Origin of the sequence: Gilliamella sp. B3127 (assembly GCF_026536935.1) — a bacterium.
Taxonomy (GTDB): domain Bacteria; phylum Pseudomonadota; class Gammaproteobacteria; order Enterobacterales; family Orbaceae; genus Gilliamella; species Gilliamella apicola_E.
The window spans coordinates 459,415-473,233 of record NZ_JAFNNI010000001.1 but is presented as its reverse complement, the minus strand read 5'-3'; the positions used below and the strand labels follow the sequence as shown (position 1 = coordinate 473,233).

Genomic DNA, 13,819 nt, shown 5'->3' with positions numbered 1-13,819 from the left:
AATATATTCAATTTACTCTCTTTTATGCCTTAAAAGAGAGTAATGTTTTATTCTAAATAAAAGACTTCTGCTAATGATTCACTAATTGGGCTGTTGTCTGGGTTGCTTGGCATGATATCTTTCATAAACGCCCACCATTTTTGACAAGCTGCTGTTTTAGCTACTGCATCCCATCGCTCTTCTGATTCGATTTCAACATAAGCAAAAAGTAGACTTCTTTTGCTGTCTAAAAATATTGAGTAATTGTGAGCGCCATGGGCTTTTAGTTCTTTTACCAGCTCGGGAAAGATTTCGTCATGCCGTTTTTTATATTCAGCATGTTTGTCAGGATGGACCTGCATTATGCTTGCTTTTCTTATCATAATAGCTCCTTTTTAATGAATTAGGTTAAATTTGCATTTAACCTATTTCATTATCACGTGTACATTCAATTTTTATTGGTAAATAGAATGATATAGTTGCTCAATTTCTTTTACGTTAGTGTCACGCGGATTGCCTCCGGTACAAACATCACCAAAAGCAGCTTGAGCTAACGCAGGGATATCCTCAAGTTTTACGCCAATATCTTTTAATGTAGGAGGGATACCAACATCTACGTTAAGTTGTTTAACAGCATCGACAGCAGCTTTTCTTGCTTGTTCGATCGTCATTTGTTCTGTTTTAGCCACTCCCATCGCTTTAGCAATATCACGATATTTTTCACCAGTAAATTCAGCATTGTAAGCCATGATATGAGGTAAAAGTACCGCATTAGCTACACCGTGAGGAGTTCCATAAAATGCTCCAAGTGGGTGAGCCATTCCGTGAACTAAACCTAATCCCACATTTGAAAAGCCCATGCCAGCAATATATTGGCCTAATGCCATGTCTTGAGAACCTTTTGCAATCCCTTTTACTGAGTCACGTAATGAACGAGATATGACTTCTATTGCTTTAAGATGGAACATGTCTGATAGTTCCCAAGCGCCTTTGGTTATATAACCTTCAATGGCGTGAGTTAAGGCATCAACACCTGTTGCTGCTTTTAAACTCGCTGGCATACTTGTCATCATATCGGAATCTATGATTGCGACAACTGGAATATCGTGAGGGTCAACGCAGACAAATTTACGTTTTTTCTCTTCATCGGTAATGACGTAGTTAATGGTCACTTCAGCTGCTGTACCTGCTGTTGTAGGTATAGCGATTGTGGGTACTGCTGGTTTTTTCGTTGGCGCTACCCCTTCAAGACTACGAACATCAGAAAATTCTGGATTGTTGATGATAATACCGATCGCTTTTGCGGTATCTTGTGGTGAGCCACCACCAATTGCAATTAGGTAGTCGGCACCCGATTGTTTGAAGACTTCAACCCCTTTTTGAACAATACCAATAGTTGGATTTGGCATGACTTCATCAAATATTTGATAAGCAAAGCCATTGTCATCTAATAGTTTTGTTACTTTAGTTGCTACTTTGAATTTAATTAAATCTTTGTCAGTAACCACTAATGCTTTTTTAAAACCCCGTTTTTTTACTTCATCTACGATGTGGCTGATTGAACCAGCGCCAAAGTAAGATGTTTCATTTAGAATCATTCTATAAGCCATAATGTTTTCCTTTTAATTCGTCATGCCTAAACCAACAATGTTCGCTGCAACAATGATAACTAAGCAGCCAATACAAAGTATTCGTACTGGTTTTTTGCCAGTACCAAACCACTCTTTTAGTGCTAATCCAACAATACCACCACAAAGTACATAGAAACTCATATGTAACATCCAACTCATGAAACCATATTCAGTTGGAATATTTGCATGACCCCAAGCATAGAAGAAGAATTGGAAATACCACATTGCGCCACCTAAAATGGCAAATAGTATGTTGCTAATAAGTAGGGATTTGGCAACTGAGATATCTTTTTTAAATGAAAGTTCTTTTTTAGCGCAGAGTCGACTAATACAGAAACCTAGATTAATAATTGCACCACCACCCATAATAATGACATAGCTTGGGAGAGCTACGTATAGATGGTCTACGCCAAGTTCGGCAGCTTTTTCGTGCATTGGTACTGCTGCACTCATGGCAAATGACATACCAGCAGAGAAGATACCACACATGATGGCAAGAAGAAGTCCTTTCTTTAAATTAAAATCTTCAACTTGTACTCCGAGTGTTTTTTCTTTCAATAAACCCGCATAAGTTACGATAGCGACACCAATAACCGCAACAACGACACCTAATAATGTCATTTTTCCGCCAGTTGAAGCCAATAATTCACCAAATTTACCTTGTAGTATTGGCGTCATTAGCGTACCAACGATTAAGGTTATGCCAATCGCAATACCTATACCCATCGACATGCCTAAATAACGCATTGTTAATCCGTAACCAATGTTACCTACTCCCCACATGGCGCCAAATAAGAAAACTGGAATTAATATATCTGAACTAAACGATCCGTAATAAGACCAAAAGTCAGGCAATAAGAAGTAACTAATTGACCATGGCAATATGATCCATGAAAATAGTCCGGCTATTGACCACATGGTTTCCCATGACCAATTTTTTACTTTTTTAAGTGGTGCGTAAAAACACGCAGCAGAAGCGGCACCAACAAAGTGCCAAAATATGCCTAAAATAATTGAACTACCCATATATTTATCCTTATATTTTTGAAATATAATTTGATATTTTTTATTAGTAGCTTTTACTGTTTTAATGCTTCTTCCATTGGGTTCACATCAAAACGCTCAGCTAATAATCTGAACTCTTCCGTGGATATGGTTTGACGTTTTCCTCCCATTGATAGGACTTTTACAAGAACTTCTGCTGATTTTTCAGCTGTATCAATCAAGCCGAAAGCTTCATCTAACGTTGGTCCTGTTCCAAATACACCATGGAAAGCCCATAACACTAAACTATGTTTTGCCATCTGTTTTGCAGTGGCATAACCAATTTCGTCTTTACCTGGAACCATCCAAGGAACGACACCAACACCATCTGGAAATACAACTAAACATTCGGTACTCATTTCCCACAACAATCGCGTTATTACCGCAGTATCAAGTTCTAGGACATAAGTTAATGCAATTAAATTGGTCGCATGACAGTGCATGATCACGCGGTCTTTTCCTTGGCTTTGTTCGATTCTTACAATATGTGATTGCAGATGGGCAGCGAGCTCAGAAGTCGGTAATCCACCATTTATCAATCCCCACATGATGTAATAACCCTTGCCTTGTTCATCAATTTTGACAATGGCTAACGTATCAGCAGGATCTAAAATGACATTGCGGAAAAACTTACCTGATCCTGTAACAATAAAGTACTGGTTAGCAAGTTTAGTCACATCTTGTGTTAACGATACGTGACGGGGATTTTTATAAAAGTCACTTTGAAAAGAGACCACATCACTTTCAAGTAATCTTAAGCTGACATTACCACCATTACGCTCATCCCATCCTTTTAACCACATATCGTAAGTGGCTTTGATCATCCCTTTTACAAACCAAGAAGAAAGAATCTGTTGCATTTTGTTTTCCTTATGATCGTTTAGTTAAAACTGTTGTTTCATATTGACGAACTTCATCTAACCATCGGCTACCAACTGATGCGTCATTCAATAAACAGTACTGATCCCAAACTGCTTGCCAAGGTAATGATTTTTGTTCTTCGAGTAATGCTAGTCGTGAAGTAAAGTCACGATCGTGTTCATATTTTTTTAATTGTTCGGTAGGTTCTAATAGTGCTTTTAACAAGCATTTTTTCATGTTGCGAGTGCCAATTACCCAAGCGGCAATACGGTTTATAGAGGCATCAAAGAAATCTAAACCAATATGTACTCGGTCAAATAGTTTGTTTCGAATGATTTCGCTCGCGATATTTTGAGTTTCATCATCAAAGAGCACTACGTGATCACTATCCCAACGCACTGGACGGCTAACATGTAGTAAGAGATGTTCAACAAAAGGCATTACGGCAGAAATTTTGTCTGAAATGACTTCAGTTGGATGGAAATGTCCAGCATCTAAACATAGTGCAGTTTTACGTGATGTAGCATAAGCGAGATAGAATTCATTTGATCCAGCAGTATAAGATTCAAGACCAATACCAAATAATTTACTTTCGACTGCATCAATGTGATATTTTTGATCAATCTTTTCTCGAATAATTTCATCCAATGATTCAACTAAATGTTGTCTTGGTGCAAATTTATCGACAGTAATGTCTTTCATTCCATCTGGTAGCCAGATATTCATGACTGATGGTGTACCTAATTCTTTACCAAAATATTCTGATACCTTACGACAAGCTTTTCCGTGATCTATCCAGAATTGACGAATTTCTGGATTAACATGAGTAAGAGTGCCTTCGTTACTTAAAGGGTGTGAAAAATATGTTGGATTGAAATCTAGACCAATCTGATGTTTTTTAGCCCATTTGACCCAATTGGCAAAGTGTTCTGGTTTGACTTCATTACGATCGACTTTTTGATCTGATTCTAAATAAGAAGCATGTAGATTTAATCGTTTTGGTCCTGGTATAAGGCTAAAGGCTTTATCTAAATCTGATCTTAATTCATCTGCATTACGAGCTTTACCCGGATAATTACCTGTCGCTTGTATACCACCAGTTAATTCACCTTCTTGCTTTTCAAAACCAGCAACATCATCGCCTTGCCAGCAATGTACAGAAATCGGTAATTTTGCCATTGCTGCTATAGCAGCATCTGTATCCACACCGATTTCAGCAAATCTTGCTTTAGCGATCTGATAGGCATTTTCAATTGCGCTCATGAAATACTCCTTAATAAATATAAAATTTTTCTATAATTGGTTAATTACTTTTGGGTTGATAATATTTAGTGTCAAAATTCTGTGAAATGAGTTGTCTTAATGCGTTAACATCAGCAATTTCACCTAATGAAATTAACTGGTAACCCACATTGCCTAAGGCTGATGATTCAATGGGACCTGCGGTAACATTGACATTGCATAAGTCAGCACATAACTGGTTTAAAAAAGCATTTTGGCAACCACCACCGACAATATGTAATGTGTTAATTGGTTTACCACTTAGCATCGATAATTCGTTTAATACATCTCGATATAGATGTGCTAGGCTGTCAAAAATACATCTCACCAATTGAGGGAGATTTTTAGGAGCCTGACCAATGTTTTCTAAACATACCTGTTTGATGGTTTCTGTCATATCATCAGGATTTAGAAACCTTGGATCATTAGGATTAATGAGAAAAGCAAAAGGTTGCTCTTGTTTTGCCAATGTGATTAATTGATTGATATCTTTGACTTCGTGTTCAGAACAAACGCGTTGGAATAACCATAATCCCATGATGTTTTTTAACACTCGATAATTACCATCAACACCACCTTCATTGGTAATATTCGCTTTTAACGCTTCTTTTCCTGTGAAAGGTTGTTTAGATTCCAATCCCATAAGTGACCAAGTACCTGAACATAAATAAGCACTATGTTGGTCCATTAATGGCGCAGCAATAACAGCACTGGCAGTATCATGACTTGCAATTGCAATTACTGGAATACGATCTCCCTTGGCACTTTGCCAATATCCAACTTGGTTTCCGGGCATACAAATATCACCAAACCATTTACGTGGTATGCCTAGATAATCAAGTAGATCTTTGTCCCAAGTTTGAGTTGCAACATTAACAAGTTGGGTTGTGGTGGCATTGGTATATTCACGATTTAAAACACCGGTCAATCGATAAATTAGGTAATCAGGAATCATCACAAAATCAGATGCTTGTGACAGCCAAGATGGTGATTCAAGCATCATAGCTTTGAGTTGATAGAGTGTATTGAAGGTTAAGAATTGAATTCCGGTTTTTTGATAAATATTTTCTGTTCCAATTTCATCTTGTACCTTTGACATGATATTGTCAGTACGATGATCGCGATAAGAGTATGTCGGTCCGACGATTTGGCCTTGCTTGTCAAGTAATACATAATCAACGCCCCATGTATCTATACCAATACTATCGAGTTTGATTCCTTGTTGAATAATTTTGTTTAATCCATTTAAGATTTCTTGTTCTAAATAGTTCAAATCCCAACAAAAATTTTTACCATCACTTTTATACCCATTACTGAATCGGTGGATTTCTGTTAATGTGATTTTTTGAGATTGATAACTCGACAACATAACTCGGCCACTAGATGCACCTAAATCAATTGCAGCAATATATCTATCTGCCATTATAACTACCCTCAATTTTGCTAATGGGGATAGTCTAGAGAACTATTTTGATAGACACTTTTAATTGACTGCCATTGTTAGTGAAGTTTGGCAAAATTTTTAAAATGCTTGTGATCTTTGCCACAAAATATGAATTAAGTTGTGCTATTTATACTTTCAGAATAAATATTGATATAATGCATTATTTCGAAAATAATTTGAGAGCTATCTATGTTAAATCAGTTAAAAGCAATTATTCAGTATCTTCTTCCAAAACAATTATTAACTACCCTATTTGGTTGGTTAGCTAACAGACGTTTAGGAAAAGTCACTACATGGATGATTATCGGTTTTTGTAAATTATATAAAATCGATTTAAGTGAAGCTAAATTGACTGATGCTAAAGAGTACAAAACGTTCAATGACTTTTTCGCTCGTGAGCTAAAAGAAGATGCGCGAACAATCGATGATGCGGCAAATAGTATTGTAATGCCAGCAGATGGGGTAATTAGTCAATTTGGTAACATTCAAGATAATCTTATTTTGCAAGCTAAAGGACATTTTTATTCTTTAGAATCACTGCTTGCTTGTCATCCTGATATGATTAAGTTTTTTAAAAATGGATCTTTTGCAACTACCTATTTATCACCTAAAAACTACCATCGTTTTCATATGCCTTGTGATGGTATATTGCGTGAGATGATTTATGTTCCTGGCTCACTATTTTCAGTTAATAAAGCAACAACAGAAACTATTCCTAATATTTTTGCTCGAAATGAACGTGTAATTTGTCTATTTGAAACTGAATTTGGACCAATGGCACAAATTATGGTTGGGGCAACGATTGTAGGAAGTATTGAATTAAATTGGGAAGGCGTTATTACGCCTCCTCGTGACGGCATAATGAAACGTTGGACTTATTCTGGTCAGATTAAATTAGCGAAGGGTGAAGATATGGGTTGCTTTAAATTAGGTTCAACCGTTATTACGCTGTTTGCTTCAAATGCTGTTGAATTTGACAGCCATCTTAAACTTGGTGACGTTACTCGTGTAGGTCAAAAACTAGCTGAAAGGATCTAACTTTATGTTGATGCGTGGTTTTTTGGGTGGAATATTACTCCTTCTGTCTTGCTTTGCTTTTGCTGAAGAATCAATACCCAATATTGATAATGAAGATCAGCTTACCGAAGTTATTGCTAAGCTTAATGAAAAAAATGAAGATCTTCGTCAGAATATGGAGTATCAAAAAGCGCATTTAACCAGCATCATCAATGAACAAAATAATATTAATACCCAAATTTCCCATGTTCAAAATACGCTCGCAACCCTTGCTGAACAGGGCGAATGGTTAAGTTTTTCAACAGCATTAGGTGAAACCCTTCGCCAACAGTTATTACGATTACCTGAAAAACCTAAATCACAACCTCTTGATGCTGAAATCGCAGAAGCCAAAGTTCAGCAACTCAATTATTCAAATAACTTAGCTAGGCTAGATAGTTACCCTACGTTACCAAGTAATTTGAGTAATCTAAAATCAGCTAGTCAATATCGCCGTTTATTAAGAGAACAAAGTGAGCTCATCAAAACGTTGATTTCGGGTACTGATACCACGATTCTTGAACTAACTAAATTAAAAATATCGAATAAGCAACTAACCAATGCTATCGATGAGGTTAATGATGCTGCACACCGTTACTTTTTCTGGGTTGCTGACGTCAATCCCGTTTCATTAAGTTTTATTCTTGATTTAGCCAGAGATGTAGTTTATGTCACCGTTCAAATTGATACGCTGTCACAACTATATAATGCTGGTGTTGAAGTGCTTAGTGCGCCAAAACCACTGTTTTTCCTAGTATTATCTTTATTGTTTGTATTTGTACATTTCAAAATGCGAGGAAAATATAACGCTTTCTTGAATAAATCGGCGGCTCGGGTTGGTAAAGTCACCCAAGATAGTTATTCACTTACTTTGGAAGTGATTATTTTGTCATTAATTATGGCATTGCCGGTTCCTATTTTATGGGCTGCTTTAGGTTATGCTCTTCAAATTAACTGGGATTATCCTGTAGCCGTTGCTCTAGGCTATGGCGTTAATGCAGCTGCTCCAATTTTGTGGGTGTTTATTATCACCGCGCATTTTGCGTCTCAAAATGGGCTATTTATTACTCATTTTGGATGGTCAAAGAAAAATGTCCGTCAAGCTATGAAATATTATCAACTGTCGGTATGGGTGGTTATCCCTTTAGTAATGGTTGTAATGAGCTTTGATCAGTTTAACAATCGTCAATTTGCAGCAACTATCGGTCGTACCGCATTCATTATTCTCTGTTTTGCACTCGTATTTATGACTAATTCTATTCATCGCGCCGGAGTTCCACTTTATATCGATAAAAAAGGATCTGGCGATAATTTATTAAGTCATATTCTGTGGTTTGTGTTGTTGAGTGCACCATGGTTAGCAATTATTGCTGCTTGTTTGGGTTATTTATCGACAGCTGAAGTGTTATTAGGACGATTAGAAGCTTCGGTCATTATCTGGTTTGGCTTGTTAGTGGTCTATTTTATGATACGCCGTTGGATGTGGATACAAAAACGACGAATTGAATTTGAACGTACAAAACAACGTCGATTAGAACGTATGCAGCGCGCTAAAGGAATTGAAGAAGATCTCACCCCATTAAATGATAATATGGATGAACCTATTATCGACTTAGATGTGATCAGTGCCCAATCATTACAACTAGTCAGGTCAATTATTATGCTAATTGCTTTAATTAGTATGATTTTACTTTGGTCTGAACTTCATTCCGCTTTTGCCTTTATGAATAATATCAAGCTATGGGGAACAAGTACCATTATTAATGGCAACGAAATTGAACAACATATTACCCTAGGTGCTGTCTGTATCGCGATCTTGGTTATGACCATTACTGTTCAGTTAGTAAAAAACTTACCGGCGCTGCTTGAGTTAGGCATTTTACAACATTTAGACCTCGCACCCGGCACTGGATATGCCATTTCAACCGTATCAAAATATATTATTTTGATGGTTGGTTGTATGATTGCTTTTTCATTTATCGGGATTGATTGGTCTAAGATTCAGTGGTTAATAGCGGCATTAGGTGTTGGTTTAGGATTTGGTTTACAAGAGATTTTTGCTAACTTTATTTCTGGCTTAATTATTCTGTTTGAAAAGCCGGTAAGAATTGGCGATACCGTAACTATTCGTGATTTAACAGGTAACATTACCAAAATTAATACTCGTGCAATAACAATTGTTGATTGGGATCGTAAAGAAATTGTTATGCCAAATAAGGCTTTTATTACTGAACAATTGGTCAACTGGTCTTTATCTGACTCAATTACTCGTATTGTGTTAACTATACCCGCTACGATTGATGCCGATAGTGAACTGGTTATGAAGCTTTTACAACAAGTTTCAGAGGAGTGTGAATTTGTTCTTAACGATCCTGAACCGCAAGTTTTTTTAGTGGATATTCAAGAAGGTATTCAATTATTTGAGCTACGTGTTTTTGCAGCTGAAATGGGACATCGTATGAAATTACGTAGCTCAATACAAAAATTGATTCTTGAAGCTTATCGCCAACATAATTTGACATTGCCATTCCCACCTTTACAAACCAATTTAGAAGCGCTTGGTCGCAAAAGTGGGCGTCGTAGTTATACAATTGGTACCATTTAACCAAACAAGGTTTCTAACCATGGCACCCCAAATGCACCGGGTGCCAATAAAACAAATGCCCAGATTGGTGCTGAAGCAATATTGGCGATATTGAATTTTGCTGCTGGCATATGCATTGTTCCTGCAATTAATGGAACGATTGCACGCAATGGCCCAAAGAATCGACCAATAAACACGCCGAAAGTACCGTATCGCTGGAAAAATTGTTCAGCACGAAATATCATTTTTGGGTATTTATTTAAAGGCCATGAAGAGATTACCTGTTGGTGATAATGTTTACCTAACCAATAAGAGATAAAATCACCTACAATGGCACCTAATGATGCCGATATCAAAACAGGAACAAACGAGATCACCCCTGTTCCCACTAATGCTCCTGCACCTAATAAAATTGCTGTAGCAGGTACCAGCAATGAAATAATCGCTAATGACTCGCCAAACGCTAATATGAAAATAATTGGCAATGCCCAAATTTGATGATGCTCAATAAATTGCATAATAGTATGCGTAATCTCATTTAATGACATAATTTTTTAGCTTCTATTTTTTTAGAATAACTCATTTTAACACAACAAAAGCAGTATAGTTCGACTAATCATTGGTAGAAGCTAACAAAAGTAATAAGTTAAATGACAGGCTTTTTATTGATATCAACCTCAGTTATTATAATTGGAATTAAATTGCTAATAATGATGAGACATACCATGACAGTAGGCATTGAAAAATGTAATGTGAATAAATTTAAACAAGGTCAATTACAACCATTGCAAGAAGATACTGTCGCAATTGAAAAACCTGTTGCGCTTATTTATAACGGTATTTCTCACATGGTAATGATGGCAACACCCAAAGATCTTAATTATTTTGCTATTGGCTTTTCATTAACAGAAAAAATCATCGAGTCTGTTGATGAAATTTATGGTATTGAGATCATCGATACTAAGCAAGGCATTGAAGTCCATATTGAGCTATCTTCACGACGTTTTATGCAATTAAAAGAAAAACGTCGAAATTTAACTGGTAGAAGTGGCTGTGGAATTTGTGGTACCGAACAGATAGAGCAAGTTTGCCAGTTTATTCCCCCCCTTTCTTTAAACGATAAAATTCATCTTTCTGATTTTGAACAGTCCCTTAATTATCTGAAGAAGGTTCAAACTGTGGGCAGCCAAACTGGTTGTACTCATGCTGCGGTATGGTTAGATTTAAACGGTAATTTTATTGTTGGATTTGAAGATGTGGGTAGGCATGTCGCTTTAGATAAGCTATTAGGCTATCGTGCCACATTTCTACGAAAACATAATGAAAATTTAAAAGGGGTAATTCTTGTTTCAAGTCGGGCAAGTTATGAAATGGTACAAAAAACAGCCCGTTGTGGAGTCGAGATCCTTTTTGCCGTTTCAGCAGCAACTTCTATGGCGATTGAACAAGCTAAACAGTGTCAGTTAACATTAGTTGGATTTTTTAGAGATACTCAAGGTGTTATTTATTCGACTAAAGAACGTATTCTCAAATAATATGCAGTTTTTATTTAAATTAATTAAAAATTAATCGATATTAATTATCATAATAAAAACAATATATTAACTTTTTTATACGAAGATATCTCATCCCACGTCTTTCTTTATTGGTCGAAGACCATCATAATATACGCTAAAAATAAAAATGACTTTGTTTTTATTATAGATTACGTGAACTTTTTCTATTTATGATTTTGATCACACAGTTTTATCAATTAAGTATCTACTAAAATTTGAAAGGATAGTGTTATGCATCAAACAGCAGATATTCAACAAGCAGTTAACTATATTCAACAACACACAGACAAAAAACCAACAATCGGGATTATACTTGGATCAGGTTTAGGTCCTTTTGCCGATACTCTTGAAGATGCCGTCCATATTCCTTATGACAATATCCCTCACTTTGCTAAATCTGCTGCTGTTGGCCATGCAAATGAATTAGTGATTGGTAAATGCGGTGATAAGACTGTTGTCGCAATGAAAGGCCGTTTTCATTACTATGAAGGTTTTTCATTAGATCAAGTTACCTTCCCTGTGCGTGTAATGAAAATGCTAGGCGTTGAAAAACTAATCATTACCAATGCTTGTGGCGCAGTCAATACTAGCTTTAAGCCAGGGGATTTAATGATAATCACTGATCACATTAACTTAACAGCTAATAATCCATTAATGGGGCCAAATAATCCTGAATTAGGGGTTCGCTTTTTGGATGTAAGCGAAGTTTATAATAAGCAATTAAGAGCAACAGTTAGCGAAGTAGCCAAGGAACTAAATATCGCATTACAACAAGGTGTTTATGCTTGGTGGACAGGCCCAACTTATGAAACCCCAGCAGAAATCAGAATGATCCGTACCCTTGGTGCTGATGCGGTTGGTATGTCTACGGTTCCTGAAGCAATTATTGCTCATCACTCTGGCATTAAAACTATCGGTATTTCATGTTTAACTAATATGGCTTGTGGCATTTTAGATCAACCTTTAGGGCATGAAGAAGTGATTGAAACAGCTGAACGCGTTAAATCAACTTTCTTACAATTGATAACTAAAACAATTGCGCGTTTTTAATTTGTATAATTTCACATCAGCAGTTCACTTTATTTTGGATATAAATAATGAACATGAAGCATAGATTACAAGTAATGATGTTTTTCCAATATTTTATTTGGGGAAGCTGGTTGACAACTTTTGGTATTTATTTAATCAATACGTTGCATTTCTCTGGTGCAGAAGTCGGTCTGGTTTATAGCACTAAAGGCTTTGCGGCATTATTTATGCCGTTTATTATTGGAATAATTGCGGATAAATTTATTCCACCAAAATACTTATTTATGCTTTGCCATACTGTTTGTGCTATTGCACTATTTTATGCGGCAACCGCAACAACACCAATTCAACTTTATTGGTTGATGCTTATCAATGCAATGGCTTTTATGCCAACAATTGCATTATCTAATTCAATTAGTTATCACTGTTTAGATAAAAGCAATTTAGACTCTGTTACCGTTTTTCCAAAAATTCGTGTTTTTGGAACAATAGGCTTTATTATTGCTATGTGGACAATCAGTTTACTAAAATTCGATATTAGTAATGATCAGCTCTATATTGCTTGTGGTGCGTCTGTGATTTTGGTCATCTACAGTGCGACTTTACCTGATATTAAAGTCATCGCGAATCAACAACAATCATGGATTTCACGCCTTGGCTTAGATGCGTTTGTATTATTGAAAAACCCAGTAATGTCGATATTTTTTCTCTTTTCGATGCTATTAGGGGCTATATTACAAATCACCAACACCTTCGGCGGAGCATTTTTGAAAGATTTTGGTAGAATTCCAGAATTTCAAGATAGCGTGATTGTACAACATCCAGCAATATTATTATCAGTGTCACAAATGGCTGAAGTTGCCTTCATTTTGACGATCCCATTTTTTCTCAAGAAATTTGGAATCAAAAAAGTCATAATAATCAGCTTAATCGCTTGGACACTTAGATTTGGCTTTTTTGCCTATGGTGATCCAACGCCATTTGGTTTTGTATTATTGATGTTATCAATGATTGTATATGGTTGTGCTTTTGACTTCTTTAATATTTCAGGCTCTATCTTTATTGAGAAAGAAGTTAACTCTAATATACGTGCGAGTGCCCAAGGGCTATTTATGACGATGGTTAATGGTATTGGTGCGATTATAGGTTCTTTTATCAGTGGTTTTGTCGTTGATATCAATACTCATGATGGATTAAAAGATTGGCACTCAATATGGTTAATTTTTGCGGCTTACGCATTAATTTTAGGTTTTGTTTTTTATTTTACCTTTAATTATAAACAATCTGCGAAGTAACATCTTATCAATATAAATAAGGGATACATCGTCCCTTATTTATCCTCTGTTTTTTTTGA

Annotated in this window: 11 protein-coding genes and 1 pseudogene; 5 read left to right on the top strand and 7 right to left on the bottom strand. The window is 36.2% G+C overall.

The window, feature by feature from the left end; genetic code table 11:
* Positions 1–47: 47 nt before the first annotated feature.
* The 6 genes from rhaM to rhaB all read right to left on the bottom strand — a co-directional run bounded on the left by rhaM (position 48) and on the right by rhaB (position 6,219).
* Positions 48–362, bottom strand: coding sequence for an L-rhamnose mutarotase (gene rhaM / locus J3U00_RS02110; RefSeq protein ID WP_267331362.1), 315 nt, complete (start codon positions 360–362; stop codon positions 48–50).
* Between the two features lie 72 nt (positions 363–434).
* Positions 435–1,589 (bottom strand): lactaldehyde reductase, encoded by a 1,155-nt coding sequence (gene fucO / locus J3U00_RS02105; RefSeq protein ID WP_267331361.1) that lies wholly within the window; start codon positions 1,587–1,589, stop codon positions 435–437.
* A 12-nt stretch (positions 1,590–1,601) separates the two neighbouring features.
* The gene (gene rhaT, locus J3U00_RS02100; RefSeq protein ID WP_065562549.1) at positions 1,602–2,636 is read right to left on the bottom strand and encodes an L-rhamnose/proton symporter RhaT; all 1,035 of its coding nucleotides are present in this window, start codon (positions 2,634–2,636) and stop codon (positions 1,602–1,604) included.
* Positions 2,637–2,689: 53 nt separating this feature from the next.
* Positions 2,690–3,514, bottom strand: coding sequence for a rhamnulose-1-phosphate aldolase (rhaD, locus tag J3U00_RS02095; protein ID WP_065562550.1), 825 nt, complete (start codon positions 3,512–3,514; stop codon positions 2,690–2,692).
* A 10-nt stretch (positions 3,515–3,524) separates the two neighbouring features.
* Positions 3,525–4,778: an L-rhamnose isomerase gene (locus tag J3U00_RS02090; RefSeq protein ID WP_267331360.1), complete on the bottom strand. Its 1,254-nt coding sequence runs from the start codon at positions 4,776–4,778 to the stop codon at positions 3,525–3,527.
* A gap of 40 nt (positions 4,779–4,818) precedes the next feature.
* Complete coding sequence (rhaB, locus tag J3U00_RS02085; protein WP_267331359.1) at positions 4,819–6,219, bottom strand: rhamnulokinase; 1,401 nt, start codon at positions 6,217–6,219, stop codon at positions 4,819–4,821.
* A 210-nt stretch (positions 6,220–6,429) separates the two neighbouring features.
* Between rhaB and asd the strand changes: the two are divergent.
* Both asd and mscM read left to right on the top strand, forming a co-directional pair.
* A pseudogene (asd, locus tag J3U00_RS02080) lies at positions 6,430–7,275 on the top strand (archaetidylserine decarboxylase); the annotation flags it as partial.
* A 7-nt stretch (positions 7,276–7,282) separates the two neighbouring features.
* On the top strand, positions 7,283–9,901 hold the full coding sequence (mscM, locus tag J3U00_RS02075) for a miniconductance mechanosensitive channel MscM (RefSeq protein ID WP_267331357.1): 2,619 nt from the start codon (positions 7,283–7,285) through the stop codon (positions 9,899–9,901).
* On the opposite strand, the gene J3U00_RS02070 is transcribed toward mscM, so the two are convergent.
* Positions 9,898–10,428 (bottom strand): DedA family protein, encoded by a 531-nt coding sequence (locus tag J3U00_RS02070; protein ID WP_065734591.1) that lies wholly within the window; start codon positions 10,426–10,428, stop codon positions 9,898–9,900. The genes mscM and J3U00_RS02070 overlap by 4 nt on opposite strands.
* A 177-nt stretch (positions 10,429–10,605) precedes the next feature.
* Here J3U00_RS02070 and fdhD point away from each other — a divergent pair, with 177 nt between their 5' ends.
* The 3 genes from fdhD (at position 10,606) to J3U00_RS02055 (ending at position 13,760) form a co-directional block, all read left to right on the top strand.
* Positions 10,606–11,415 (top strand): formate dehydrogenase accessory sulfurtransferase FdhD, encoded by an 810-nt coding sequence (fdhD, locus tag J3U00_RS02065; protein WP_267331356.1) that lies wholly within the window; start codon positions 10,606–10,608, stop codon positions 11,413–11,415.
* Positions 11,416–11,667: 252 nt separating this feature from the next.
* On the top strand, positions 11,668–12,486 hold the full coding sequence (locus J3U00_RS02060) for a purine-nucleoside phosphorylase (RefSeq protein WP_267331355.1): 819 nt from the start codon (positions 11,668–11,670) through the stop codon (positions 12,484–12,486).
* 47 nt (positions 12,487–12,533) lie between these two features.
* Positions 12,534–13,760: a nucleoside permease gene (locus J3U00_RS02055; RefSeq protein ID WP_267331354.1), complete on the top strand. Its 1,227-nt coding sequence runs from the start codon at positions 12,534–12,536 to the stop codon at positions 13,758–13,760.
* The last annotated feature ends 59 nt before the right edge of the window (positions 13,761–13,819 follow it).

What these genes read in the sequence shown, in the direction of transcription:
- rhaM (WP_267331362.1), bottom strand. Translation starts at nt 362, where the DNA reads ATGATAAGAAAAGCAAGCATAATGCAGGTCCATCCTGACAAACATGCT.
- fucO (WP_267331361.1), bottom strand. Translation starts at nt 1,589, where the DNA reads ATGGCTTATAGAATGATTCTAAATGAAACATCTTACTTTGGCGCTGGT.
- rhaT (WP_065562549.1), bottom strand. Translation starts at nt 2,636, where the DNA reads ATGGGTAGTTCAATTATTTTAGGCATATTTTGGCACTTTGTTGGTGCC.
- rhaD (WP_065562550.1), bottom strand. Translation starts at nt 3,514, where the DNA reads ATGCAACAGATTCTTTCTTCTTGGTTTGTAAAAGGGATGATCAAAGCC.
- J3U00_RS02090 (WP_267331360.1), bottom strand. Translation starts at nt 4,778, where the DNA reads ATGAGCGCAATTGAAAATGCCTATCAGATCGCTAAAGCAAGATTTGCT.
- rhaB (WP_267331359.1), bottom strand. Translation starts at nt 6,219, where the DNA reads ATGGCAGATAGATATATTGCTGCAATTGATTTAGGTGCATCTAGTGGC.
- mscM (WP_267331357.1), top strand. Translation starts at nt 7,283, where the DNA reads ATGTTGATGCGTGGTTTTTTGGGTGGAATATTACTCCTTCTGTCTTGC.
- J3U00_RS02070 (WP_065734591.1), bottom strand. Translation starts at nt 10,428, where the DNA reads ATGTCATTAAATGAGATTACGCATACTATTATGCAATTTATTGAGCAT.
- fdhD (WP_267331356.1), top strand. Translation starts at nt 10,606, where the DNA reads ATGACAGTAGGCATTGAAAAATGTAATGTGAATAAATTTAAACAAGGT.
- J3U00_RS02060 (WP_267331355.1), top strand. Translation starts at nt 11,668, where the DNA reads ATGCATCAAACAGCAGATATTCAACAAGCAGTTAACTATATTCAACAA.
- J3U00_RS02055 (WP_267331354.1), top strand. Translation starts at nt 12,534, where the DNA reads ATGAACATGAAGCATAGATTACAAGTAATGATGTTTTTCCAATATTTT.